Source organism: Cloacibacterium normanense (genome assembly GCF_002943105.1).
In the GTDB taxonomy this organism is placed as follows: domain Bacteria; phylum Bacteroidota; class Bacteroidia; order Flavobacteriales; family Weeksellaceae; genus Cloacibacterium.
In genome coordinates this window covers 44,580-71,010 of the sequence record NZ_PTPZ01000006.1, presented here as the reverse complement: position 1 = coordinate 71,010, position 26,431 = coordinate 44,580, and the positions used below count along the sequence as shown (strand labels likewise).

Genomic DNA, 26,431 nt, shown 5'->3' with positions numbered 1-26,431 from the left:
TACTCATTACTCATTACTCATCGAAAGCGCATACACCGCAAAACTAGCCAACCAATGGTCGCCTCCATAATTTCCTTTAAAAACCAATGGTAAAGCATTTTCTAAAAATTTGGCAGAAGTTTCCTCGAAATGTTTTTTGTGTCGGTGATTTTTAGGTAAAACTTGAGCAATGTTTTTCATACACCAACTTCTAGTAAAACTTAAACCAACCAAATGAACGGTTTGATAATCATTAATATCCGAAATTACAGGAATCTGTGAAACATTCTCAATACTTCTTTTTTCGTAGAATTTATTAAACCATTTTACATATTCATCTTGCGGAAGAATTCTAGTCATCAAATCAGCAATTTCTAAGCTTGGCGAGAAGAAATCACTTCCGTCTGGTTCCAGATAAGCAGGCGTTTTTTCGTCTTTTAGATAGAAATATTTTGCTTTTTCGATGAGTTGATTTTCAAAATCTTTTTCGCCAACCGTTCTTGCCCAATCTATGGCAAAACTTAGCGCAAATGCAGTGTTAGGATGAACTCCTGTTCTATTGGGATACGTTTGTTTCGGTAAATATTCTTTCCACAATTTTACGATTTCATCAGTGAGAGGTTTTAAATTCTGATGCCAAATTTTCGCTTGAGAATTATCCCAACTCGCCAATTCTGCATCTAATTGAAGCAACCAAGCCCAACCGTAAGTTCTCTCAAAACCTTTTGCCACTTGATATTTATGGAAATATTCTGCTTCGGTTTTTATTTTTTCCGCTTGAAAAGAACCGTCCAAAATTTTTACAATTTCTTCTTTATTTTTGAGAAAAGGTTTGTCTTTGAGTAGTTTTACGAGCATCCAATGTCCATGAACCGATGAATGCCAATCAAAACAGCCATAAAAACTAGGATGCAATTCTTTGGGAGTCAGTTTTACATCAATTTCATTATTGATAACATGCGCGGTTTTATTGGGGTATTCTTGATTGATGCAATGTACTGGTTTTTCAGACAATTGAAATGCGATTTCATCAGTAAGCGTGGGAACTTGAGCTGAAAAACTTAAAGAAAACAAAACTGTAAAAAGACTTAATTTTTTCATAGAATAAATGTATAAAAATTTGATAAATAGGAAAACAAAAAGTCGAACAATTGCTTGTCCGACTTTCATATTTTGAAAAGAATTTGCCAATTATTTCTTAGCAATACTTCTAGAAATTACAATTTTCTGAATTTCTGAAGTTCCTTCGTAAATCTGAGTAATTTTAGCATCACGCATCATTCTTTCTACGTGATATTCTTTTACATAACCATAACCACCGTGAACTTGTACTGCTTCAATGGTAGTATCCATTGCTACTTGAGAAGCGTATAGTTTTGCCATTGCTCCAGATTCTGAAATATCTAGACCTGCATCTTTTTCAGCAGCAGCTTTATAACAAAGCATTCTTGCCGCCATAATATTCACGTGCATATCTGCTAATTTGAAAGCAATTGCTTGGTGATTAATGATTTCTGTACCGAAAGCTTTTCTTTCTTTAGCGTATTTAAGTGCCAATTCATAAGCTCCAGAAGCAATACCTAAAGCTTGAGAAGCAATACCAATTCTACCACCATTCAAAACAGCCATGGCGAAATTGAAACCAAATCCATCTTCACCGATTCTATTTTCCTTAGGAACTTTTACGTCTGTAAACATTAATGAATGTGTATCAGAACCTCTGATTCCTAATTTTTCTTCTTTTTTACCAATTACAAAACCTTCCCATCCTTTTTCTACGATGAAAGCATTGATTCCTTTGTGTTTTTTCTCCACATCAGTTTGTGCAATCACAATGTAATATTGAGCGTTTCCACCATTGGTAATCCAGTTTTTAGTACCGTTTAATAGATAATGGTCTCCCATATCTATGGCAGTGGTTTTTTGAGAAGTAGCATCAGAACCAGCTTCTGGTTCAGAAAGTGCAAATGCACCGATGACTTCACCTTTTGCTAAAGGAACTAAATACTTTTGTTTTTGTTCTTCAGAAGCGAATTTTTCTAGACCAGCACAAACCAAAGAATTGTTTACTGACATTACTACAGCTGCAGAAGCGTCTACTTTTGCAATTTCTTCCATTGCCAAAACATAAGAAATACTATCCATTCCTGCTCCACCGTATTTTGGGTCTACCATCATTCCTAGGAATCCTAGTTCTCCCATTTTCTTTACTTGTTCATAAGGAAACTTCTGGTGTTCGTCTCTTTCTATTACGCCAGGCAAAAGTTCAGTCTGCGCGAAATCTCTCGCTGCTTGCTGAATCATCAGTTGTTCTTCTGTTAAATTAAAATCCATTTTTTGTATTAAAATTAATTGCCGTAAATATACATTTTTTAGGTATTTCAACGAAAATTGATATTAACTATTTGTTAATTAAGAAAAAGTATTATTTTTACAAAAATCAAAAACCGTAAAGTATGTCAGTTACAAGATTGTTTGACTTTGCTCATCATGCGCTATACAAATTCCCGAAAGAGGATGCTTTGGTGACCAAATATAATGGAGTTTGGACAAAAACTTCTACAAAAGAATATGTGAATCAAGGAAATAAAATTTCCAGAGGACTGTTAAAATTAGGGATTAAACCAGGAGATAAAATCGGGTTAATTTCTACGAATAACCGCACAGAATGGCACATTATGGATTTGGGAATTTTGCAAATTGGTGCAATAGACGTTCCTGTATATCCTACTATTTCTATTGAAGATTATATTTACATCTTTAATAATGCGGAAATAAAATACGTTTTTGTTTCAGATAAAGATTTGTACGAAAAATTACTTCAAGTAAAACCTCAAGTAGAAAGTTTGAAAGGAATTTTTACTTTTGATGACATTCCTGGAGCTGCAAACTGGAAGGAAGTGCTCGATTTGGGAGAAAATGATGACAATCAACAAGAAGTAGAAGACATTGCTAAAACGATTCAACCAGATGATTTAGCAACTTTAATTTACACTTCTGGAACTACAGGTAGACCAAAAGGTGTAATGCTTACACACAGAAACATTGTAGCAAATGTGTTGGCTTCTGATCACAGAATTCCTAGAAATTGGAAATTAGAATACACAGATACTAAAGTATTAAGCTTTTTACCTATCTGTCATATTTTTGAGAGAATGATTTCTTATCTATTTATGTACAACGGTTTTTCGATTCACTTTGCAGAAAGTATTGATAAAATTGGGGATAACGTAAAAGAAGTGAAACCTCATTACATGACGGTAGTACCAAGATTGGTAGAAAAAGTATATGATAAAATTGTAGACAAAGGAGCTGCAGCTGGTGGTTTAAAAACCAAAATTTTCTATTGGGCATTGTCATTGCTTGAGAATTATGACATGAAGAAACCTAAATCTCTAAAACACAGAATTGCTGATAAATTGGTGTTCTCTAAATGGAGAGAAGGTTTAGGAGGCAATATGATTACTTTAGTAAGTGGTTCTGCTGCTCTATCTACCAAACTGAACAGAAGTTTCCACGGTGCTGGAATTCCTATTTTAGAAGGTTACGGGCTTACAGAAACTTCACCAGTAATTGCGGTAAATTCTTTCGAAAGAGTGAAAATAGGAACTGTAGGTCATGTTTTAGACAACTTAGATGTAAAAATCCAAGCAGATGGAGAAATCACCGTAAAAGGACCTTCTGTTTTCCAAGGATATTATAAAGACGACGAAAAAACCAAAGAAGCATTTACAGAAGATGGTTACTTCATGACGGGAGACATTGGTCATATAGACGAAGAAGGTTTCTTACACATTACAGACCGTAAAAAAGAAATGTTCAAAACTTCTGGTGGAAAATATGTTGCGCCTCAAGTTTTAGAAAATTTAGCGAAAGGTTCTAAATTTATCGAGCAAATTATGGTAGTAGGTGACGGCGAAAAAATGCCGTGTGCTTTAGTACAACCAGACTATGCTTTTGCAAAGCTTTGGGCAGAGAGAAAACATCTTAAAATAGGCAAAACTCCAGAAGAAATGGCGAATTCTCCTGAGCTAAAAGCAAGAATTATGAAAGATATTAATTTGCTGAATGCTACTTTAGGAAAATGGGAGCAAATCAAGAAAATAGAACTTACGCCTACACTTTGGACGATTGAAGATGGTTTACTTACTCCAACGATGAAACTAAAACGTAAAGCGGTAAAAGAAAAATTCTTTAACCTTTACGAAAAATTATACGACAGAGCATAAATCAAAAAAGACCTCCCATTTTAGGAGGTCTTTTTTTAAGATACTTTTCTAAAAGATATAGATTTTCCTATCCATTCTACCTTCCAGAAACCGCGAACTTTTAATGTTCCGTTTTGGAGCAATTTGGCACAAGAACTCCAATATCTTCCGCTAGAAGCGTCATAAATTTTTCCATTAACCCATTCTTTTTTCTGAGCATCATAGCGCAATCCATCTAAAATTTCCATGCCAAGAATTTTTCTATTTCTCAATGCAGGATTGGGATTATTCGTATCTAAAGACAAATGCATGGGCGTTTTGCTTTCGCTCAAAAGATGATTAAACCAAAGAACTTTGGCTTTAAATTGATTATTGACTTTATATACTTCTACTTTTACACTATTATCTGTGCTCATCCAAGTTCCCAAAAGATCATCAGGATTGGTAGCACTCAATTTTCCGAAAATAAGAAATAATAAAATAAATAATATTCTGCTCATGACTTTATATTTTTAAGGTGATGGTGTTGTTTTAAATTTTTGTAAAGATGTAAAAGCCGGAGATAAAATGTTTTACAGAATTTTGAAGAGGATTTTCAAAATTTTTAGAAAAAAGAAAAACCTCAATTTCTTGAGGTTTGAATCATATTTAAAATGAAATGAATTTATTCTTTGCTGATGAAGATGCTTTCTAAAACAGAAGTGATGATAGATAAAGCCACACTGAAAATAAGTGCCCACCAGAATCCATCAATCTGAATGCCGTCTGTAAAACGGTCTGCCAAAAGTATAATGATGGCATTAATAACCAAAGCAAATAATCCTAAAGTTAAAAGCGTAATTGGAAAAGAAAATAAATGCAAAATAGGTTTTACAAATAAATTCAAAAGTCCTAATACAATAGCAAAAATAATCGCTGCAGAGAAAGTAGTAACATGTACTCCACTGAGAACATTGGGCAATAAATAAGCCACAACAGCGGTAATGATAAGTTTAATAATAGTGTTCATAATTTGGTATTTATAAGAGTAAATTTAGTTATTTTTTTGAAATTTTGCGATTTATTTTTACTTCTTTTATTTCAGAAATAAGCCATTCTTCTAACTGAATAATGAAGTGATTTCTCACCAAAACCATTTTGCAGATATAAATCATCGCTCCAAAAACAAAAGCGAGAATCAATGAGAGCCATCCCAGACTCGTAGAAATGTTCCAGCGCTGTTCATCAGTAAGCACAAGATGTAATTTTTGGGCGACTGTATCTAAAAATATTTTATAATGAAGCAAACTTTCGAGCAAAAGTCCAATGCCCAAGAGTAAAAAGACCAGTGCAAACAGCCAAGATATTCCCCAAACAATGAAGATAAAATAAGTGTTTCCAGAAACAGAAGGTTGCTGGTCTAAAATGCTTTGTAGTTGTTTGATTTTCATATATTTTAAAAATTATCGGTACTTAAATAAGATAGGTGTATTTTGCGGAACGTCAAACTCATAGAGTTCTTGGGTTTTTGCATTGTAAAATAACCATTGAAATGTTTTCATATTGGATTTTCCCATCGTAAAAAGGCCAATTTGGGTATAAAGTACGCCTTCCCAATCGGTTTCTTCTACAGAATAACCCAACTTCGCTTCAGGATTTTTAAGTTGAAATTGTACACCAGTTTGGTTATTTTTATCCAGATAATATTCAACTAATTTAGCAATCCTTTTTTGGTAAGCATCACTATATACACTGCGGTCTCGCTTCATTTTAAAGAGTTGTTTATCAAAAAAGGTATAACTCAAAACCTGACCATTTTTTTGGAGAATAGTATCTGTTTTAATGCGTTCTGATTCTTTTTCAGAAGATTTATTTTGGCAAGAAACCAAAAATGAAATGAGTACTACAAAAGAAAAAAAGGCTTTCATTTTTTCTTTTAAAGTTAATGAATTTCTTAGAATTTATTCTACAGAATTTAAAAATTCATATAAATCTTCATCTGGCGATAAATTCAGTTTTTTTCTTAATCTAGAGCGACTAACATTAATACTCGAAGGAAGAACCTGAAAAATATCAGCCATTTCTTTAGAATTGAGACCAATTTTGAGATAAGCACATAATCTGAGGTCATAGATAGAAAGATTTGGGAATCTTTTCTTCATGGCTTTGAAAAACTCTTGATGCAACTCATCCATTTGAATTTCGAAGGTATGGTCTTCTGTTTCTAGATAATTTTGTACCATTCTTCGGATTTCACCTAATTTTAGTTTAAGAATATTAGGGTTACTTTCAGCTTCACCTATTTTTTCATTAATGGTTTGCAAAATTCTATTTTTATCATCATCATCTTTTGCTTTGGTAGCGAGTTCAATCGTCTTATTTTTAATCTCTTCTTTGAGTTTATTTTGTTCTAGCTCCAATTGCTTTTGTTTTTCTAAAAGCATTTCTTGGCGGTGTTTTTCCGCTTGTTCTTCTAGTGCTTTTTTCTCTTTTTCTAAAAATATTTTTTTCTGTTTAGCTAATCTTTTTAAGTGAATTTTTTTCAAAAAAACAAAAGTAGCATATAACAAAAGAAGGTAGAAAAAATAGCTCCAATAAGTTCTGTACCAAGGTGCATTAATGATAAACGAAAAACTTTTTACAGAAGAAATTTGCTCCCCTTTTTTGGCTTTTACAAATAAAATATAACTTCCTTCTCTTAGTCCTAAAAACTCAATTTCGTTCTGTTCGCTAAAATTGCTCCAATCGTCAGAAAATCCTTTTAAATAATATTGATATTGAATTGCCGTTTCATGAGGATGAATAAAAGAAAATTTCACGTTATTAAAACGATAAGGAACCTCCGAACCACGATATAAATCTTTAGTTTCTTGATTGTTAAAAGCTTGACTTTTTCTGAAAAGCAACTCTGAATAAAAAGGATAATTTTGTTTTTGTTTTATTGTTTTTTCAAGGGCAAAACCATTATGAATGGAGTAAAAACCGTATTCTGAATTAAGTGCAAGAGGAAGATAAAATCCCGTAAATCTATTATTAATGTTTTTTAGATGAACTTGTTTTTTTATCAATTTAAACTGTTGGGTAGAATTACTATATAAATATTCTGATTTATTGGTAAGAATATGAATTCCCAAATGATCTTTGAAAAGATAAGGGAAATATCCTTTAAATTTTTTAGGATTAATAATGGTTTTGGTGATAGGATTAAACTGAGCATCCATCACAAATCGTATAAACCCGTAATTGGGGATATTTACCCAGAGTGTACGATTGTTTTCCTTCACAATTTGATTAATGGCGCCAAGAATTACCTTCATTTTTTTGACGAATTTCCATGAGTTGCCTTCTTTTTTGAAAATAGAAATTCCGTTGTAATTTCCGGTAAGTAAAATGTCATCGCTATAAGACAAAATGCTCATAACGCCTGGTTCATTGTAGATTTTATTCAGTTGACCATTTTCTATTTCAAATAAACCGCTGTCATGACCGAAGAGAATGATATTGCCTACTTTTTGCAAAGTCCAAACTTGTCCTTCTGCTCCATTAATAATGCGGAAAGGATTGGCGTCTTTGCTGTTATTCATGGCGTTCCAAGAAGCACTATAAAGTCCTTGATTAGTGCCTAAATAAAAAGAATCTCCATCTAAAGCAGCGGTGTAACCTGTTCCGAAATTGGTATTGGTGTTATAAAAGTAAGTAACGTTGTTTTTGATATCAGAATAAGATAACCCATAATCTAATCCCATCCATATTTTTCCATTTTTTTGATAATGCAAACTGAGGATGGTATTATTGGGCATTCCCTTGTCTTTATTGAGATGCTGAATGATTTTTCCTTGATGGTCAGTAATATATAAACCATTGAGAATCGTACCAAAAGCCCAATATTTTTCGTCAAAATAGGTAAAACTAAAAACCTTATTTTTGATAATTTCTGAACTGATTTCTAGAGTAACTGTTTGTAATTTTCCGTTTTGGAAGGTGTAAATTCCAGAACTTCTCGTCACGATAATAATGGTACCGTTTTGCTCAATATAAATCCCTGAAATTTCTAAATTTTTATCATTTGGATAAGAAAACAAGAGCTCCAATTGGTTATTCACATATTCATAAAGACCTTTTTTCTCATCGGCTAAAAAGATTCTGCCTTTTACTTGAAAACTTTCAAAAAAACGAACAGGAGCAGGAATTTTGGTGATTTTCTTGTTGGAATATTGATATAAGTTCTGATGAGAAACAAAAACAATTTGATTTTGATAAGCGTAAGTTCCCCAGAACTCTTCATTTACGCCACCGATTTTTCTGTTGTAAGGATAAAGCGATTGATAATCAAATTTTTGGAATTTATTTTTTCTCCAAATCCCAAAATCCATGTCTGCACCGGTATAAATAGTAGAATCATTGGCTAAAAAAAGCGAACGAGTGTATCCTTTGTAATCTCGGAAACGGTTCCATTTTTTACCGTCAAATTCTAATAAACCGTTTTCAGAAGCCATGTAAACGAGACCATTCTGTGCGGACTTTATTTCCCAGATTTTACCGTGGTTTCCATAATCTTCAGGAAGATAATTTTTAATAAAAGGAATCCCTTTTTCTGCGATGACTTGTCCCCCAGAAAAAATAGAAATAAGAAATAAAAAATATGTGAAGTATCTCTTGTACATGAAGTATTTCAAATATACGACTTTTTATAAAAAAAACGCTCGTTAATAAAAACGAGCGTTAAAATACATCATGAAATAAAACTTTAGTTAACGATAAGTTTAGAAGTTAAAACTTCGCCGTTATCTTTCGTTGCTTTTATAAGATAAATTCCTTTAGATAAGCCATCAGTACTAATTGTTTTACCTGTAACGGTTTTAACCTTCTGCCCTACTAAATTATATATCTCTAAACTTTTTACATTTATATTAGCGTTAATCATTTCACCAGAACGAACAGGATTAGGATAGACTCTAAAGTTTTCTTTAGCTTTAATATCTTTAACTCCTAATGTTTCTGCAGTAAAATATACATTATCTATAAACAAAATTCCGCTACCAAAAGGAGTACTAGTGAAAATAAATTGTTGTAAATCATTAAGGCTACTTAATCCTGCAGCAGTAAAGTCTGACAATGGAATATGCAATTGGTTCCACTGACCAGCAGTTAAATTTACATTTACATTACCTTCAGAATCACCATTAGCACCTCCATATCCATCTCCTAAGAAACTTACAAGTTTCAAGCCAAGGGTGGTAATATTTGGAGTCCAAACATCCATATGTAAATAAGACATTCCTCCTGCATTTATTGGATTACTTGTAGTTTCTACTCCATTAAATCCTAGACTTGTATATTTTTTTGTGGCATTACCAGCAATATTGACTTCAGAATAAGATGCTTGGCTCCATCCTGTATTCCATGTGTCAACATTTATATTGGAGTAGGCTCCGCTATATAAAGACACCACATTAGAATGACTTGGTGTAGGAGCTGCAGTAGCTGGCGAATTATAAAAATAAGAAATCGTATATGTTTTAGTTGTTGTTCCATCTGCTGCAGTTACCAATACAGTAGCATTTCCTGGTATAGCACTTGCTTGAGTTATACTAGTTATTGTAGCTGATGAATTAGTAGTTGTAGCTGCTGTAATCTGCGGAATAGGATTTCCTCCCGGAACACCATAGTTATAAGTGGTTGCACTTCCATTAAATCCTGTAATGGTAGCACCATCAATTTTTAGATCACTCAAAGTAGCATCCGCAGAAGCCGTAGTGCCTGTTTTCCAGAAATAAATATTGTCTAAATATACAGTACATGGTGTAGTTCCTGATTGTGCATCAAATTTGAATTGAAATACTGAATCCCATGTCATTCCTGTAAAAGAACTTTTAGGAATATCTACACTGCTCCATCCCCCATTGACAAGTGTTACTTCTACTAATTTTTCATTTGTCCCAGTTCCATTATTAATAGGAGAAACTTTAAGAACGGTAGCATTATTGGTCCAAACATCTATATGCAAATATTCCATTGCAGAAGCATTTTGGGTTGAAACTTCGGTCCCTTGATAATTAAAATTAGAATAAACTAAAATTTTATTTCCTGAACCAGAAACTGCTTCAAAATTGGTATTAACTGTGCCCGATTGACCCCAATATGGATTATAATTAGTGGCAACATTTGTATATGTATCACTAAAAATAGATATTACATCTGTAGATGCATGAGTAGGGGTTGGAGCATTAGTGCTAGGCTGCGAAAAAACCAACACTGATAGCAAAAACATCAAAAAAATAGATATTTTTTTCATAATTAAAAATTTTTTGGTTATTATTAATAAATTTACTTAGCCTTGTATACACGTACATAATCGATGTACATATTCTGTGGAAAGGAAGTTCCATCGGTTGGAAAACCCACGAAATTCCCTCCAACTGCTACATTAAGAATTAAGAAAAAAGGATTATTGTAGACCCATTCTCCAGTAACATCTTTTGGAGTAACTCTCTGGTAAAGAAAGCCATCTACAAAAAAGTCAATTTGGTTTTCTTTCCATTCGATACCGAATACATGAAAATCTTGGTCAAATCTAGAATTTTGCAAACCATAAGATTTGGTTTTGGCAGCACCACCAGAATAGCCAGGACCATGTAAAGTTCCGTAGACCACATTTGGAATATTACCTTTAAGTTCCATGATGTCTATTTCTCCAGATTGTGGCCAACCAACAGTGCCTATGTCATCTCCGAGCATCCAAAATGCTGGCCAAATTCCAGGTCCATAAGGTGTTTTAATTCTGGCTTCTATTTTACCATAGGTCTGAGAAAATAAACCTTGAGTTTTAATTCTTGCAGAAGTAAAAGCAGAACCAGAATAATTTTCTTTTTTGGCGGTAATGACTAGATTTCCTGTGCCATCAAGTTTTACATTATCAGTTCTTTTGGTGTAATATTCTAATTCTTGGTTTCCCCAACCATTCGTACCTGTTCCGATGTCATAAGTCCATTTACTTGCGTCTGGTAAAGTTCCTGCATTACCTTCGAATTCGTCGCTCCATACAAGTTCCCAATTTCGGGTAGGTAAATTTTGTACAGCTTCTTCTTCACAACTTATAAGTGGTAGTAAAAAAAGTCCTAAACTACTGGTAAGAATTACTTTTTGAATATTTTTGATTTCGAAAAATTTCATAAATTTTAATTTAAAAATTAGGAATCATTTTAATTGTGGAAATAAATATTATCAAAGAAAACATCTCCGTTTCCATCTACTTTAAACTGAATAAGATTATTAAGCGCTACAGGTGAAAAGGCTGACAATGGAATATCAATGCTTTTCCAACCATTATTATTAGTTCCCAAACTTGTAGGAACAGACAGAGAATACGCTTTTTCTACAGGTCCTGAACTGATTAAATAAAAATTAAGGGCAGTAGAATTAGAAGAATAATAATCAATGTGTAAATACCCATAAGAAGATACATTAAGATTACTACCAAACTGTGTTCCTTGATAGTTGAGTCCGGCGTATTTTAGAGTATTATTACCAGAGACTGATACTTGTGACACTTGGGTAGCTTGTCCCCAATTAGGATTAAAATTTGTGCCTGTAACATTGGTATAAGCATCACTAAAAATTGACAATACAGTATTAGCTGCATGAGTAGGTGTTGGTGCTGCTACTGTAGGAGTTGGGGTAATGATACTTCCGTCATTGTAAAAATAAATATTATCTGCATAGAATCCAGAAATATTCGTTCCTACAAAAATTACTTGACCAATATGTGCTTTAGAAGTAAGTCCAGCAAACGCAGTTATTGGAATATTTAGGCTCACCCATTTTTGACCTTGTAAAGTAGGAGCTGTAATAGTTGTTTCGCCTGTTTTGTCATCATTTCCTCCATAAACTCCATTGGCACCGAAATCTAAAACTTGTATTTTAAAATTAGCTCCAGCTGGCATTGCATTTGGTAAATAAATATCTAAATGCAAATGTGACATAAAGGTTGCATTCACTGGAGGTGAACTCATTTGCATGCCTACAAAGTTGAAATTAGTATAATTTAGTACATGGTCTCCTTCTACCACAAAATCTGAAGAGAGAGTTGTTTGATATGGTGCCCAATAACCATTATAATAATCTACGGGAACATTAGAATATTTGTCACTAAACAAAGAAATAACTTTAGAAGCATCTTGGGTTGGAGTTGGAGCATGCGTATAGGCACCACTAGAATTAATGGTAAGACTTCCTTTAGCAACATTATTTCCCAAAGAAGCGGTAATGATAGAGTTTCCTGCTGCTATGGTATTCACATTACCTACTCCATCTACAGTGGCTACACTAGGATTAGAACTCGCAAAATTGAAATAATAAGGCGTAAGGTTAACTGCTTGTGTAGTTCCATTAGGCATACTAAACTGAGCAGTTAAACCATCTAATACATTTTTTACGCCTACAAATGAAGTCACCGTTTTGTTTTCTCCATTTAAAACTGTTGCAGATTGATAAGAAATAGTTCCTATTTTTTCAAACTTTACTTCGTCAATCCAAAAAGTGTAACCTTTATTGTTTTCTGGTCCTTCGGAATAGAAGAACATTCCTCTTTCCATTTTTAGTTTCGCAGCATCTGGAATAGGAATAATAACTTTCTTCCAATTCGTGTTCACGGCAACTCCAGAAAGCGAAACTTGATATTTATTTTCGCCTAAATCATTACCAAAACCTAAAACGTCTATATTAGCAGATTGAGTGGCTTTAACCCAAAATGTTAAGGCATTGTAATCGGATAAATCTCTTCCTACAGAAGTGAAAAAAGTTCCACCAGCATAAGCTCCTTCTGGACTTCCATAATCAGGAACAGCAATTTTCATAGAGGTAGTTCCAGAATACTTCACTTGAGTATCTACATCGAAAGCTTTAACATCTGAACCGCCAAATGCGGCATAGTTAAGTCCTGCACTAAAAGTGTCTAAGAAAACATCTGGATTTTTAGAATAACTAGCAGGTTCTAGGTCATTTAGATCTCTTTGACAGCCCAATGCAAGCAGCAAAGAAATTCCTAAAAATGGCTTAATGAATTTATGTTTAAATATATTTTTCATTTTGATAAAATTATTTGCCTATGTTGATTTGAATATACGTTCTGATTTCCCACTCGTTTCCATTTGGGAAACCAATTGCAGTAGGATCTGCTACCCAATTTCCAGCGGCATCTATGGTATAAGTAGGTGCATATCTAGGAGAATATTGGTCTAAAGTTCTATAAGTTCCACGAATACCAATTCTAGTTCCCGGCAAAATCCACCATTCTGGTTTGCCGATTTCAAAAGATAAATCACCGATTAATTGCATTGGGAAAGTTAAGTTGTAATCTCTATGATAATCGTAAGGTCCCCAATCATTGAATTTAACAGCAGAAATAAATTTCACTTTTTTATAAATCGTTCTTAGGTCTAGTCCTACTCTTTCTACAGTTCTAGTATCGCTACCATTGGCTTGAGCGGTTCCTCCATAAATATTGGCAATAATTCCAAAATCATTAGTGAGTTTAGAAACGATTCTCGTGTTCACTTCCCAAAGATCTTTTGCTGGAGCAGCACCAGGGAAAGCAAAAGTGGTTCTGCCGTCTGGTAAAATTCCGATGGCAGCGTCTTGTGTAGTTGGTAAATGTCTGTAAACAAATCCTGCACTGATGGCAAACTTAGCATCTTCGGTTTTGTCACTGTCCCAACTGTACATCCAAGTAGCGGGTGTAGGATCATACGTGAATAAAATTTCTCCTGCAGTTTGTTCTCTGTTGGCTCTTACTACAAATGGATCTTCTAAAATATTTCTAGGTCTTCCTGGAGCAGGAGCGCCAAAAGGAACGGGTCCTTCGATTGGTTTTTGCCATAAGAAATTAGGCGCAATCTGTAAATTTCCGATATTGAAAGTAAAACCAGTCAAGAAATTATATTGGTTACCACTTCCACTGTCTTTTAATCTCCAACCGGTGAACGTTTGAGTATTATCTGCTCCACCATTAGCAACCAATCCCATTGCTGCACCTTGTGCATACCAATTAAATCTTCCGCCTGCATAAGTAAATTTTACTTTTCCTCCCCAATTGTCTTGGTCGTTAATTTGGTCTTGATAAACGTTTCCATCTCTGTAAACTTGGAAGGTTCTACCGTTTAAAGGTTGACCAGCCCAAATTCCGCCTAAATCAATGCCCAATTTTCCAAATTTTCTTTGAACAGCAAGTGTAGCTCTTCTCGTTTGTGGTTGCGGAATGGCAAATGAACTCTGAGTAGTGCCTCTTTGGTCTAAATCTTCATGGAAAACTCCCGTTAGATCAAATTTTCCTACTTTTTTGGAATATTTAACCAAAACAGCTGGGTTTGCGCCCCACCATAATTCTGGACCGAAAGCGATTTTTAATCCATTGATGGCTTTTTTACCTGCAAATTCAAATCCGAAAGGTGCTTCACCATTATAAATATCAATATTAGGACCGTAATTGGCTTCTGGATACAATCCAAAAATATCACCTTCGTAACCCCAATGATAATGACCTGTTCTGTAGAATCCGTCTAAGTCAAACCATTTATGATTCCAATGATAACTCGCGCTATATATTTGTACGCGGTTCAGATCTTTCATTTGGGTAGTGGTACCATCTGCATTTAGAACTTCTACGCTTCTACCTCTGTTTTCATAAAAGATTTGGTCAATAGGATTTTCGGCTACATTTCCTAAAATATTTACATTCACATTGGCTCTCATATTAGAAGTAGGATTCGCTTCTACACCAATGTAATACGATTGGGTATGATCAAATCCTTGTTGATTTGGGTAAGAATTATATCCATCAGTTTTATCTTTTGGAGTAGTGATAAGGCTACCACCAGTATTATACGTGTTAAAATCAGCTCTTAAATTGCTTATTTTTAGTTTGTCACTGCTTTCTGCTTTTAAGGCAGCTTGGTCGCCTCTAGCTCTAAGTTGAGCGTCTGCAATATTAATTTGGTTAAAATGGTTTTTAACGGTGTTAGAATTCACCAATGATGAGCTGTCATAAGGATTAAATTGATGAGCTTGTTTCAAAGCGTAATATGCAGAACGTGGAAATTCTTGATACAATCCATTAGCATCTGGAGTTCCTTTTGCACTGATGCCAAACCATTCTTCGTTCATGTTATTCTCGCCTTTTGCATAATCTTTTATGTAACCACCGTTACTCCAAGAAGCATTAGCATCATGAACTTCTAAATTTTCATTTTGTTTGTATTTCCACCATCCATCACTGAACTGAAAAGTAAAACCACCAATACTGTTACCAGCTTTTCCCATTCCTGCTGCATTTTCATAAATTTCTTGCCAGTTTCCTAGTAAATAATAAGTTTGGGCATCTTGATCTTCTTTACCCGTAAGTTCATTGAAAGCATCGGCTCCAAATTCTGTAAATAGTAATGGTTTTCCGAATTCATTTTTAACACGTAAAAACGCATCTCCGAAAGAAACGCCTCTGTACATATTGGTTCCATAGATGTCTATATCTTTACATTCTTTAGCAATAATGTCTAGAAATAATAAATCACCATTACACATGGCTATAGGATGGTTTTGGTCTACTGATTTCATTTCTAGAGCAGCTTCGTTAAAGAGTTTATACATGGCTTCTGCTCTATGCGTAGATTTTCTTTCGGCTACAGGAATATTTTCTGTTTCTGCACCATCCCAAAACAAACCATAGTTATTCTCATTTCCTAAAAGATAAAGAAGCAATCCTGGTGTGTTTTTGTATTGTTGACTAAGTTGTTTTACTTCTTTGAGGAGTAACGCTCTGGTTGCGGGATTGGCGTAATCTGTATTCGGAATCCAAGTTCCATTTACGGTAAGTCCATATCTGCCAAAAGAATGATTAAGCATGGTGTAGATTCCGTAATTTTCATAAATGTAGGTAATCCATTTGGCTGGAATGCCAGTGTAAACTCTGATGGCATTTACACCCATGTTTTTGAGAAGTGACATTTGACTGTCGAGTGCTGTTTTAATGAAATCATCTTTTTGATTCCACAGCGAATAGTTATAGTTGGTTCCTATAGGATAATAATCCCAATTCATACCATTAATCATCAATGGTTTTCCGTCAACTAAAAGTTTTTGACCATCCGCTTGATTTTCAATTTTTACATTCGCACTTTGGGAATACAAGAGTTGAGTCATCAAACAAATAAAAACTAATGCAATTTTTTTCATAGTAAATAGCTTATCTTACCTATAATCTGAACTGAAAAATTTTCTTCAATTTTTCTTATCCTAAATTTAATATTTAAATAAGATATAGATAAAATTTAGCTATATATACATTTACTATACAATTATAATTTAAAAATTAAATGACTGACTATCAGTAATAAAAAATCAAAAAAAAGATTTTTTTAAAACGGTAATCAAAACAATTTTAATTAAAAGAAAAGTAAAAATTGAGCTTTACCAAGAAATAGAATATAAAAATGTTAACAGAAAAAAACTTTATATCTACTTAAAATTATAGATTAATGATTGTAATGCTATTTTAACAAAATTTTCTGAAGTAAAATTTAAAACAAATAGATTAAATATAATATCAAAAAACACTATGATTTTCTATAAATTTATTCAAAATGAATTTTAAAACCACTAAAAATATAGCATGAAAATATTAAAAAAAAATTTTAAATTTTTGGGACTGTTTAAAAATGGCTTTTTATTTATCTCAAATGATGTTAAATATTCAGAGAGCTATTCTTTATTTTTCTATAAAAAACAGGATAACTCCTATAATAATTACGATAGGTATCAAAAGTAATCCTGCTATTGTGTTTATATGACTTTCTTCAGGAGAGTTATTTGCATTCATTTTTTTTAAATCAAACTTATACACAAAAGTAAGTCTGATAAATAATCCGAAAAAAGTCAAAAATAAAGTCTATCATTTTTATATTCGTATTTGTTATTTAATTAGAATATGATATTTGGTCTAAGATGTCAGATGTCGAGGATTTGCAATCTTTGACATTTCATTTTATTAAAACGAAAAAAAGCAAATTTTCAAATCATCACTTCATAACTATATAACCTATTTCATATTTTGCAGATTTGAAAAAACAATATTTGTTTTATTTTCAATGCTATTTAAGAGGTTATAAAACTCCATACTTGACCAACGGACACATTAGAGTGATTATCTTTTGCTATAATTTTCCAATAATATTTTGTGTTGGCTACTAATTCTTTAAACTTATAATTAGTTGATGTAAGATTTGATTCTGTTAACCTTAAATTGTTAATATCTGTACCTAAATAGAGATCATAAGTAAGAGGATCATTGTCTAAATCTTCACACTTCCAACTCACAGAATTATCAACTATAGTACTTCCAAGTGTAGGACTTATAAGTTCTGGAGCAAATGGGGTATGATTTGTTATGGCTAAAGATTCTGTTTGAAACTGAAAAGTACTGCTCATCATAGAATTTTGAGGGCCTATAGTTTCCACTTTCCATTTATACAATATTCCTTTTTCAAGATTATTAAATGAATAGTTTGTATTTGACGTAGATTCTGTAAAAACAGTAGTTTCTTTACCGTTCTCTACTTTATTTACGGTTAAGTTGTAACTGGTTGCATTTGTTACGCTTTTCCAAGAGAATGTAATAGGCATTTCCATACAGATTTGTTTATCAGATGGTAGCAGTAAAGTGGTAGCTGTTACTAATTTTTTGGGAGTATTTTCTTCTCTATTATCGCTACAAGCTATTAAGAAAAAAAGACAAAAAAAAATAATAATTATAGAAGTATTGTTTTTCATTGCTTAATAATTTTTTTAATCATTTTTCTATTTTCGGATTCCAACACTAGAAGGTATGTCCCTGAAGGTTGTTTTTTGATAGAAATAGTTTTGGAGTGATTTTCTTTGATATCATCTTCCATAATCAGTTGACCATTTTGTGAGTATAGAGCTAGGTGTACCTTTTCATTTAAATGGTTAACAATATTTATCAAATCACTCGTAGGATTTGGAAATATTACGATATCATTTTGGGTAGTAATTAATTCTTTAATAATTTTCCCTTCACATGATTTGGACGATTCTAATACAATATTATCTGCAAAATTATCTAGAATTAAATCATAGCTTCCTTTACTGTAAACCGTAATATTTTTTTTTCCATAAGTAATGGTAAAAGGTGCTGTACCTGACTGTATCTGAACTTTAGCAAGCCTTCCAGATAGTTCAATTTTTCCCTTTAAATTTTCAGGTTTTCCGATATTTACTACATAACAATACTGCGTATCATTTGATAATTTAATGCATAGATTATATGTGCCGCCATTCAGGTTATTGAGCGTGACAGATGAATTAAAAGACACCCAATTACTTCCATTTAATGAATAGCTGTAAGTATAATTTTCTTTAGAAGTAATTAATATTGCTCCATTATTTTTGGTATCACAAGTTTCATCTTGTGCAGTAACAGTAAATAAATTAGGTGCGTAATTATTAAAATTTATTCGCCAAACATCATTATATAAATCACCTCCGAAGAAATATAAGTTTCCTAACTGATCATTCCAAGTTGCAGAATTATACCTATGAGGAGGAAGATTTGTGGGCGAAGAAACATTTATTTGACCATAATTTTTTGGTAATGAAGATTTAGGACCATACATCCAAGTCCAATTATTTGTATTAATATTATATCTCCATAAATCTAGTTTAGAATAGCTGTCCTTTCCTCCCAAAAACCATAAGTCACCATTTTTTCCAGTCCATGTAAATGCATTGGCTCTGTTTCCCGGAAAATTAGTGTCGTTTTCTACTCCAATATTTCCATAATTAAGAGCCGTAAAAGGTATTGAACTCCTTACTTTCGTCCATGTATTATTATTGGTTTGATATTTCCACATAATACCAGAAAAATAATACCAAAAATTTTTATTTTCATCTTGCCATCCTATGCCACTTTCTTCCTTGGCAATAGGATAATCTTTACTGTTGGTGCTGTTGATTATTTTATCTCCACTTAACCAAACCCATTGATTAAGTGTTATATCATATTTCCATACATCATTTAGATAACCTCTTTGAGAAGACTTCTCATCAAAGCCATAGCCGCCATAGAGATAAAAATTTCCTTCTTGGTCTACCCAACTCTTGCCATCTCTTCTAGCTCCAGGAATATTAGTAATAGAAGAAACGCCTAACGTTCCATAATTAGCAAATGGTTCATCATTTTTTTGTTTGCCCCCTTTCCATACCCAATTATTAGTTTTTCTGTTATACATCCATAAGTCCTGATGCAATTGATTATCAAAGCTGCCATAATTGCCGCCAAAAAGCCATAGATTTCCATTTTTATCTATCCATGAAAACGCTTCATTACGAGATCCTGGAGAATTTCTCTTGTCTTCAACATTTAACACCCCATAATCTAAAGAATTATAATTAGAAAAATTGTAGAAAGAAAAATAGTTTCCTTTAATCCATTGCCATTTTTTTTGAGAAATATCAAACTTCCATAAATCATCTGATCGATACACATATAGGGAAAATCCTTTATGGAATGAACCTAGAACCCCATAAAGCCAAAGATTTCCATCTTCATCAGTCCATTTAGCGCCAAAATCTAAGGTTCCGCCTGGTGTATTTTCACTTTCTAATAGTCCTGCAAGCTTTTGATACGTATTTTTATTAACAGAATTAATGTTACTATCTACACCTTTAATCCAAACCCAATTGTTGGTTTGGATATTGTACTTCCATATAGCATCAATGTTTTTACTACCTTTAAACTGATACAAGTTCCCGTCATTTCCAATCCAACAAGCTGATCCATTAATAGTTCCTGGAAAGTTTTTTGGATCTTCTACATTTATTGTTCCATAAATTGGTTTTTTATCATCATCGGTAATAATTTTTTTTTGTTTCATTACAGCCCATGAATTTGTAGATATTCTGTATCTCCACATGTATTGATTTACAAATATCCAAAAATCACCGCTATTATCTACCCAATGATTAGGTTTTGGATTGTCCAAACTCCAGTCTAATGTATTGGGTAAATTATTTGGATCTTCTACTCCAATGTCACTTACAATACTTTCTTTACTAGTTAGACTACCTTTTAACCAAGTCCATTGTCCAGTATTCATATTAAGCTTCCAAAGATCATTTAATAAATAATATTGAGATTTACCATTAAAAAAACCTCCATAAATATATATGTTACCTTGAGAATCTTTAAATGAACATGAACCATACCTTGCACCTGGTGAGTTTAATGAATGCTCCTGACCTAATGTATTATAATTACCAGTAGCATTAGGTTGATCACTTCCTCCAATCCAACTCCACATCTTCGTAGAAATATTATATTTCCATAATGTATCATATTCTACAGTATTAGATCTATTACTAAGGCCTGTTCTTCCTCCAAAAAGATATAGGTTCCCTTGTTCATCGGTCCAAGTTGTTGTATTAATTAAAGCAGGAGGTATATTTGCAATGTCTTCTACGCCTTTCGTTCCAAAATGCCCAGCTCCATCATTAGTAGGTTCAGATATTTTAATCCAATTATTGGTTGCAATATTAAATTTCCAGAAATCATTGCTCGCTGTTAAAGAGCTAGTAATCCCTCCAAATTTATATAAATTATTATTTGAAGTCCAAAATGAAGATAGTGAAACTCCAGAAGGCATATTGCGATAACTCTCTACGTTGATTCCTTTATCAAAACCGTTAGAATCATTATAAGGTCTGCCTTTTTTAAACGTAAAATTATTGTTTTGCTTATTGTAGCTCCATAATATACTGCTATAGCTACCCTCACTGTATCCGCCAAACATCCAAAATAATCCCTCTTTGTCTACTACATAAGACATATCTCTTTGAATACCTGGCCAGTTTTCATCAGAGTCTAGTCCATATAAACCAATTTCTGCAGTTTGTTCAGTTTGATTTGTACCTTGAATCCAAGTAAAATTTATGTTTTGAGAATAAAGTAATGTACTTAATAAGAGAAAAAATAAACTTTTTTTCATTCAGATAAGGTTATTAGTTAAAGTCATGCTAAAATAAAAAAATAATTTTTATTCTATTGATGATTTTTATTATGCTTCTGATGAGTAATTTTATTACTTTCCGATACAGAATCTAAAAAAGCCTTTATTTAAAGCATATTAAAGGTTATTAGGTGTACAAAAGTAGTACATTTTAAACTTCAATTGTCCAATTTAAATTATTGATTTCTGATTTTAATTTTTGTAATGTCTCGATAATTTCAGAAAAAGTAGGTCGATTTTCGCTGTAAAGCATTTCCAATCTCATGGTTTCATAATCTTGTTCCCACTTTTTAATTATTGTGTCTGGTGGAATTGGATTTATGGTTTGAGAACTGTGTAATGAATAATCAACATCTGCAACTCTATTAAATTCTAACCTATGTTGTACTATTTCACGGTACAAGGCTTCATCATTTAGGGCTTTATCTTTAAATTCAGAATTGTAAAGCATATACAAGTCATATAAATGTCTGCTCAAACGATCTACTCTAATTTTCTCCTGAGATTTTTGAAATTCTTCATGCAAAAGAAATATTTTTTCTAAAAATGTTCGTTCTGGATTTACTGAAGGAACAAAAAATGGTTTTTCAATAAAATCAACTTCTCTAAATTGAGTATCTACCAATGAGGAAATTAATCTATCAGAATACGGTTCAATCAAAGATCTACAACCAATTTCGATCTGAACTCTAGGATTCATATATCCTGTAAGCTCAATAATATTGGGATAAAATATATTGATAATCCTTGGATCCTGATCGGATGATTGAGCTGGTTCTAATGTAAAATTCACATTTTCTCCTATCCCCTTTGATAAAAATCGTTCTTTTAAATCGGGAAAGAACTCTTCTGAAATGAATTTTCCAGATTTTTTACGCAAATTGGTTTTTCGTTTCGGGATTTCATCAAATCCTAAATATGCCCTATCAATAGCCAAATCAACATCTTCTGAAAATCTCTCTATTAAATTCCAAGCCTTACTTAATGATGTACCTCCTTTAAATACTAAGTGAGGGGCAACATTTTCCATTTCAAAAATGATCGATAAGGTTCTTGTAACCCACCAATCTTTTTCGGCTGCAAAAGGAGTAATACCCAATTGATCAGCAACTCTGTTGAAGATGTTAATTCGGGTTTCTTTTGGAAGTTCTAGAAATTTATTTTTCATTTTTCTTAGGCAATGCTTTTCTCATGATAATTCGTATCCATTCTGGAGCCAATTTTATGTCGTGCTCTAAACGATAAGGCTCTTCTTTTTTAAGATGTTTAATAATGATTTCTAACTCTTGTTCTGTTATGTTATCCTTTCCTATTTCCTTAAGTGCCTGTATAGCAAGACCGCTGATGCTCCCAATAACAGCTAAATTTTTTGGACTCGCCTTTTTAAATACAACACTTCGTTTTCCTAATTTAATTGTTCTTGCTGAACCATCTGTTAAATAAACTAAATTCATGGGAATCTGAGTGGAAAGACCTAAAGCATTAAGTGCTAAAACTCCTGTAGGAATTAACCTTGCTTTATCTCTTTTTCGAATAGATTCTGCTATTTCTTCTGTACTAGGATACACTTCACCAATAATTGGATCTTTTTCCAAAACCGCAAAAATTCCTCTGGAAACTCTTGAAATTTCATTGGTATTCACCAAACGTTCTAATGCTTTAGATACTGCTTTATAATTACCAAATGATAAGAAATCTTCAGTATAAAAAAGCGAACCCCTCTTCGCTTTTTTTATTTTTTCAAGTATTTTACTGTCAATACTTTCCATTCAATATGTTTATTTATTTTGTCGCAAATTTAGTAAATATTTGCGACAAAACACTCATCATTTGTATTTTCACTCCATACTCACTAAATTTGCACCAAATTTAGTGAGTATGGATAATTACCATTTCCATTTCTTCTTAGAAGTATCCTCTAAAGTATCCTTATCCACATGATCTAACAAATCATCAAATTCATTTTTAGCGGGATTATACCAATCTAATTTCTTTTCTGCCCATTGGATCCACTCCAAATCGTCAGGATTTATATTCTTCACATGCTCAAAATACTCTTTAAGAACGGTAAACTTCTTCCAACGATGAGCATCATTAAAAAATCCAATGAATTTTTTAAGCTCATTATCTTTCAACTCTTGTTTGGCTTCCTCTATCTTTCTACACTTTTCTTGTCTCTCATGCTCAGCCTTCCAAAGTTTTCTTCTTTCATCCATTTCGCGAAACTCAGTTTCAACTTTGATAAGGATTTTTTCGATTTGGTCTTCTATTAGATTCTTATCTGTATCAACAAACTCAAAAGTACCAAACCGTCCAACTTTTACTGCTAATTTACCATTAGCAATTAAATCTCTGTCGTTTCCTCCCCATCGATTTGGAGTTAACAAAACTTTGCTTTTTTCCCGAATGTAGATTAGCATTTTATCGTCATCATAAGCAACAATATTTAAGCCCTCATCATTCAAGAAAATTTTATAACCTAAAACTTTAAAATTCTTAATAAGATTATTCAAAATTCTCAATGAACGCGATACATTTTTTGGAGAAACTACAATGCTAGGTAATCCTCGATCTGTACTAATTGTTCCTTTTACTCTTTCATAGGATTCTGATAATTTTTTCTTTTCAAGGTTAGATTGTGTTTTAATTACAATATCATCAGAATTACTTAACCTATCATTTACTTTCAAAATCAGAGCTGAATTACTTCTTATTTCTGCGGTAACAATTCTTCTAATTGAATTCTCAGAATAAATATTTTCTTTTAGAGAATCAACGTGAATATTAATCTCATTTTCTTCCTCTACTTCAGGCAGGTCTGGTTTAACAACTTTTTTACCGTATTGAAGTTTTTGCCAGTAACCAACTGGCGGTAAAGGAATAACATATTTAATACAAATTTTTCGCAGACCATTATCTGATAAGTTAAACTCTTTAGCTAATTGAGTCATTGGAGTAGCCCAAACCTTATCATAAAGTTCTTTTCGAGAAATTTTAATATTGTTATCCATCTTAGATGTTTTATAATTTTTTATAGGCCTCTTCAACAACTTTAGAAATTAACTTTCTCCTTTCAGGAAGAAAATCACGATAATTCATTTCTTGCCAATTCTCAGGTAAAGCATACCAAAAACGCATCTTTTTTAATTCGTTATCATCGAGTCTTTTTGCATAAATTGGCAAGTAAACTTTGGGTTATTTATAGCTAATTACAATATTATCATTCCATTTTACTAAAGCAAAATTGGCAATTTGATTATAATTTCTTTGTTCGGTAACTCCATTACGCATCAACCAAGCTTTTGGAAATAAATGATGTCTTTCTAATTCAGATTTACTTGCTCTTAAACCAGAGATTCCAAAAGTTCTTTCACTTGCAATTTGGAAAATAAACCAAGTGCCCCAATACACAATCTTAACTTTCTTTTATTGATGGCATTTTCAAGTGTATTGAGGTGTACAAAAGGGTACATTTATAAAATGGTTTTTTGAAATTTTCACCATTTTGAAATACTACGATTAATAAAATTGATATTTGAATCGCTAACACCATAATATTTAGCTAAATCCGTCCATTTACCAATTGCAGAACGTGTTTGATCAATAACACTCTCTATGAAATTTTTTGAAAGTTGAGCTTCTGTACCTAATTTTAAAAGATGTTGTAGGGTTATATTTCTACCCTCACCCAATACCATAGTACTTTGTTCGCCACCAGGTCCGTTTGAAAAGGTAAGGTCATAAGCTGGAGATAATTTCCATTCGCCCAATTCATTCATCAAAAACGAAAAATTCTTTGCATGGTCATCCTGATTATGTGCCATGACATTGAAAACAGCTAATCGAAACATTTTTTCCACCTCTCGAATATCTTTGGTTAAATAACTTGTCAAAGACAATAAATCTTCATAATCAAGAGATGGAAATCTAAAATTACTGTGAATCAATCCGCTCACGGTATGCATATGAAGGCGTTCATTTCCTTCTCTGTCAAAACGTTTGACTGCAAAGTAACCATTTCCTTTTTGTGAAGAAAATAAATGAACATTTGGCATTGCAATTCCTGCTTCTGTAGCCATTAAAGCATATACATATTCAATCGCACCAGAATCATTGCCATCTTGTGAGTTCGGGAATTTCACCATCCAAGGTTCAAAACCATCGCTTAAATGATGAGCTCCATACGAGATGTTTTTTCTTTCTTTATCTACGCCAATTAAAGCTTTTGGCATTGCTCCCGCAGAAGAACCATTCAATGCTAAAAGTTCTGCAATAACTTCATCAGATCCTCCTTCTAAAACTTCTTTTGTTTGTGAAGCTAATACATCTAAATCAATTATTTCATCATCAAAATTTGGGCTTTCATCTGGCTCATAAACCAAAGCGCCCAATCCATGTAAACCTACGTGAGCCAAACGATCAAGGAGAGTAACTTCTGATGGTAAAATACCTTCGTAACGAAGCATACGATCAAAAAGCAATCTCCCCCAACCATCGGGCAAACTATCATTGAAAACGCCTGCTAAACCTTCAAATGGATCTCTTGGAAGCCCTATCACACCTCGCTGCAAAGGAAGTTTGATGGGTGATATTTCTAATTCTGTCTGCAAAAAATCATTGTCGTACTCAAAATAGATAATACCATTTCGTATTGCCAATCTCCCAACAGGTTGAATTCCAGAGCCAAAATCTAATCCTACTTTTATTTCTTTGATAGCTGTTTTCATTTTTTTCTGCCCCTTTTTTTAATGATTTCTGCCTCTGTTTTTAGAACATCATCAATGGATTTAAAATTTGGTATGTTAGGCTTTAAAGCGTTTATTACTTCCTCTAAACCGCCTATTACAGAAAGTAATTTTAAAAATGATTCTAAAGAAATATTTCCTTTTTGTTCAAATTTCCTCAATGTGGACAAAGGCACACCTGATCTCTCCGCTAAACCTTCTTGTGTAAGATCCATTTGTAATCTTCTTTCACGTACATTTTCAGCTATTTTTTTTTGCGCTTTTGAAGAAGAAATAAATAACATAATACTGGTATTTAAATAAATTATGTTGCAATAATTAATATTATTGTATTACAAATGTACGAAAAATTAATAGGAGTACAAACACACAAAACTCTATTTAATTTTCGCTAACAGTTTGTGTCGTGGTATTTTAAAATTTAACAATTTACTTTCAAAACAAATTA

The 26,431-nt window shown here is 32.7% G+C and carries 20 protein-coding genes; 1 reads left to right on the top strand and 19 read right to left on the bottom strand.

Annotated elements, in window-relative coordinates; all coding sequences use genetic code 11:
* Positions 1-6: 6 nt before the first annotated feature.
* The gene (locus tag C3729_RS10095; protein ID WP_104794100.1) at positions 7-1,080 is read right to left on the bottom strand and encodes a DUF2891 domain-containing protein; all 1,074 of its coding nucleotides are present in this window, start codon (positions 1,078-1,080) and stop codon (positions 7-9) included.
* 90 nt (positions 1,081-1,170) lie between these two features.
* Positions 1,171-2,313 carry an acyl-CoA dehydrogenase gene (locus C3729_RS10090; protein ID WP_104794030.1) on the bottom strand — a complete coding sequence of 381 codons (1,143 nt, stop codon included), beginning with the start codon at positions 2,311-2,313 and terminating at the stop codon, positions 1,171-1,173.
* A gap of 122 nt (positions 2,314-2,435) precedes the next feature.
* Here C3729_RS10090 and C3729_RS10085 point away from each other — a divergent pair, with 122 nt between their 5' ends.
* On the top strand, positions 2,436-4,208 hold the full coding sequence (locus C3729_RS10085) for an AMP-dependent synthetase/ligase (RefSeq protein ID WP_104794029.1): 1,773 nt from the start codon (positions 2,436-2,438) through the stop codon (positions 4,206-4,208).
* A 35-nt stretch (positions 4,209-4,243) separates the two neighbouring features.
* On the opposite strand, the gene C3729_RS10080 is transcribed toward C3729_RS10085, so the two are convergent.
* The 17 genes from C3729_RS10080 to C3729_RS10000 all read right to left on the bottom strand — a co-directional run bounded on the left by C3729_RS10080 (position 4,244) and on the right by C3729_RS10000 (position 26,267).
* Entirely contained in the window at positions 4,244-4,687 is a 444-nt protein-coding gene (locus tag C3729_RS10080) for a DUF2147 domain-containing protein (RefSeq protein ID WP_104794028.1), read from the bottom strand.
* A 164-nt stretch (positions 4,688-4,851) separates the two neighbouring features.
* Positions 4,852-5,196, bottom strand: a complete 345-nt coding sequence (locus C3729_RS10075) for a phage holin family protein (RefSeq protein ID WP_104794027.1) — start codon at positions 5,194-5,196, stop codon at positions 4,852-4,854.
* A gap of 28 nt (positions 5,197-5,224) precedes the next feature.
* A complete protein-coding gene (locus tag C3729_RS10070) occupies positions 5,225-5,617 on the bottom strand; it encodes a hypothetical protein (protein WP_104794026.1) in 393 nt (130 codons plus the stop codon).
* Positions 5,618-5,629: 12 nt separating this feature from the next.
* Positions 5,630-6,094: a hypothetical protein gene (locus C3729_RS10065; protein WP_104794025.1), complete on the bottom strand. Its 465-nt coding sequence runs from the start codon at positions 6,092-6,094 to the stop codon at positions 5,630-5,632.
* Positions 6,095-6,127: 33 nt separating this feature from the next.
* Complete coding sequence (locus tag C3729_RS10060; RefSeq protein ID WP_133159970.1) at positions 6,128-8,842, bottom strand: triple tyrosine motif-containing protein; 2,715 nt, start codon at positions 8,840-8,842, stop codon at positions 6,128-6,130.
* Positions 8,843-8,913: 71 nt separating this feature from the next.
* The gene (locus C3729_RS10055) at positions 8,914-10,461 is read right to left on the bottom strand and encodes a T9SS type A sorting domain-containing protein (RefSeq protein WP_104794023.1); all 1,548 of its coding nucleotides are present in this window, start codon (positions 10,459-10,461) and stop codon (positions 8,914-8,916) included.
* A 32-nt stretch (positions 10,462-10,493) separates the two neighbouring features.
* On the bottom strand, positions 10,494-11,339 hold the full coding sequence (locus C3729_RS10050; protein WP_104794022.1) for a family 16 glycosylhydrolase: 846 nt from the start codon (positions 11,337-11,339) through the stop codon (positions 10,494-10,496).
* A 29-nt stretch (positions 11,340-11,368) separates the two neighbouring features.
* The gene (locus C3729_RS10045) at positions 11,369-13,252 is read right to left on the bottom strand and encodes an Ig-like domain-containing protein (RefSeq protein WP_123057194.1); all 1,884 of its coding nucleotides are present in this window, start codon (positions 13,250-13,252) and stop codon (positions 11,369-11,371) included.
* 10 nt (positions 13,253-13,262) lie between these two features.
* Positions 13,263-16,391, bottom strand: a complete 3,129-nt coding sequence (locus C3729_RS10040; protein ID WP_104794021.1) for a glycoside hydrolase family 2 TIM barrel-domain containing protein — start codon at positions 16,389-16,391, stop codon at positions 13,263-13,265.
* A gap of 918 nt (positions 16,392-17,309) precedes the next feature.
* Complete coding sequence (locus C3729_RS10035) at positions 17,310-17,984, bottom strand: hypothetical protein (RefSeq protein WP_104794020.1); 675 nt, start codon at positions 17,982-17,984, stop codon at positions 17,310-17,312.
* Positions 17,981-21,217 carry a kelch repeat-containing protein gene (locus tag C3729_RS10030; RefSeq protein ID WP_104794019.1) on the bottom strand — a complete coding sequence of 1,079 codons (3,237 nt, stop codon included), beginning with the start codon at positions 21,215-21,217 and terminating at the stop codon, positions 17,981-17,983. The genes C3729_RS10035 and C3729_RS10030 overlap by 4 nt, the downstream gene beginning before the upstream one ends.
* Positions 21,218-21,389: 172 nt before the next feature.
* A complete protein-coding gene (locus tag C3729_RS10025) occupies positions 21,390-22,406 on the bottom strand; it encodes a nucleotidyl transferase AbiEii/AbiGii toxin family protein (protein ID WP_104794018.1) in 1,017 nt (338 codons plus the stop codon).
* On the bottom strand, positions 22,396-23,007 hold the full coding sequence (locus C3729_RS10020) for a DUF6088 family protein (RefSeq protein WP_104794017.1): 612 nt from the start codon (positions 23,005-23,007) through the stop codon (positions 22,396-22,398). Before C3729_RS10020 ends, C3729_RS10025 begins: the two co-directional genes overlap by 11 nt.
* Positions 23,008-23,124: 117 nt before the next feature.
* On the bottom strand, positions 23,125-24,249 hold the full coding sequence (locus tag C3729_RS10015; protein ID WP_133159969.1) for a hypothetical protein: 1,125 nt from the start codon (positions 24,247-24,249) through the stop codon (positions 23,125-23,127).
* A 184-nt stretch (positions 24,250-24,433) separates the two neighbouring features.
* On the bottom strand, positions 24,434-24,649 hold the full coding sequence (locus C3729_RS10010) for a hypothetical protein (protein ID WP_104794015.1): 216 nt from the start codon (positions 24,647-24,649) through the stop codon (positions 24,434-24,436).
* Positions 24,650-24,735: 86 nt separating this feature from the next.
* The gene (locus C3729_RS10005; protein WP_104794014.1) at positions 24,736-25,965 is read right to left on the bottom strand and encodes a type II toxin-antitoxin system HipA family toxin; all 1,230 of its coding nucleotides are present in this window, start codon (positions 25,963-25,965) and stop codon (positions 24,736-24,738) included.
* Complete coding sequence (locus C3729_RS10000) at positions 25,962-26,267, bottom strand: helix-turn-helix domain-containing protein (RefSeq protein WP_104794013.1); 306 nt, start codon at positions 26,265-26,267, stop codon at positions 25,962-25,964. The genes C3729_RS10005 and C3729_RS10000 overlap by 4 nt, the downstream gene beginning before the upstream one ends.
* Positions 26,268-26,431 lie beyond the last annotated feature (164 nt).

What these genes read in the sequence shown, in the direction of transcription:
- C3729_RS10095 (WP_104794100.1), bottom strand. Translation starts at nt 1,080, where the DNA reads ATGAAAAAATTAAGTCTTTTTACAGTTTTGTTTTCTTTAAGTTTTTCA.
- C3729_RS10090 (WP_104794030.1), bottom strand. Translation starts at nt 2,313, where the DNA reads ATGGATTTTAATTTAACAGAAGAACAACTGATGATTCAGCAAGCAGCG.
- C3729_RS10085 (WP_104794029.1), top strand. Translation starts at nt 2,436, where the DNA reads ATGTCAGTTACAAGATTGTTTGACTTTGCTCATCATGCGCTATACAAA.
- C3729_RS10080 (WP_104794028.1), bottom strand. Translation starts at nt 4,687, where the DNA reads ATGAGCAGAATATTATTTATTTTATTATTTCTTATTTTCGGAAAATTG.
- C3729_RS10075 (WP_104794027.1), bottom strand. Translation starts at nt 5,196, where the DNA reads ATGAACACTATTATTAAACTTATCATTACCGCTGTTGTGGCTTATTTA.
- C3729_RS10070 (WP_104794026.1), bottom strand. Translation starts at nt 5,617, where the DNA reads ATGAAAATCAAACAACTACAAAGCATTTTAGACCAGCAACCTTCTGTT.
- C3729_RS10065 (WP_104794025.1), bottom strand. Translation starts at nt 6,094, where the DNA reads ATGAAAGCCTTTTTTTCTTTTGTAGTACTCATTTCATTTTTGGTTTCT.
- C3729_RS10055 (WP_104794023.1), bottom strand. Translation starts at nt 10,461, where the DNA reads ATGAAAAAAATATCTATTTTTTTGATGTTTTTGCTATCAGTGTTGGTT.
- C3729_RS10050 (WP_104794022.1), bottom strand. Translation starts at nt 11,339, where the DNA reads ATGAAATTTTTCGAAATCAAAAATATTCAAAAAGTAATTCTTACCAGT.
- C3729_RS10045 (WP_123057194.1), bottom strand. Translation starts at nt 13,252, where the DNA reads ATGAAAAATATATTTAAACATAAATTCATTAAGCCATTTTTAGGAATT.
- C3729_RS10040 (WP_104794021.1), bottom strand. Translation starts at nt 16,391, where the DNA reads ATGAAAAAAATTGCATTAGTTTTTATTTGTTTGATGACTCAACTCTTG.
- C3729_RS10035 (WP_104794020.1), bottom strand. Translation starts at nt 17,984, where the DNA reads ATGAAAAACAATACTTCTATAATTATTATTTTTTTTTGTCTTTTTTTC.
- C3729_RS10030 (WP_104794019.1), bottom strand. Translation starts at nt 21,217, where the DNA reads ATGAAAAAAAGTTTATTTTTTCTCTTATTAAGTACATTACTTTATTCT.
- C3729_RS10025 (WP_104794018.1), bottom strand. Translation starts at nt 22,406, where the DNA reads ATGAAAAATAAATTTCTAGAACTTCCAAAAGAAACCCGAATTAACATC.
- C3729_RS10020 (WP_104794017.1), bottom strand. Translation starts at nt 23,007, where the DNA reads ATGGAAAGTATTGACAGTAAAATACTTGAAAAAATAAAAAAAGCGAAG.
- C3729_RS10015 (WP_133159969.1), bottom strand. Translation starts at nt 24,249, where the DNA reads ATGGATAACAATATTAAAATTTCTCGAAAAGAACTTTATGATAAGGTT.
- C3729_RS10005 (WP_104794014.1), bottom strand. Translation starts at nt 25,965, where the DNA reads ATGAAAACAGCTATCAAAGAAATAAAAGTAGGATTAGATTTTGGCTCT.
- C3729_RS10000 (WP_104794013.1), bottom strand. Translation starts at nt 26,267, where the DNA reads ATGTTATTTATTTCTTCTTCAAAAGCGCAAAAAAAAATAGCTGAAAAT.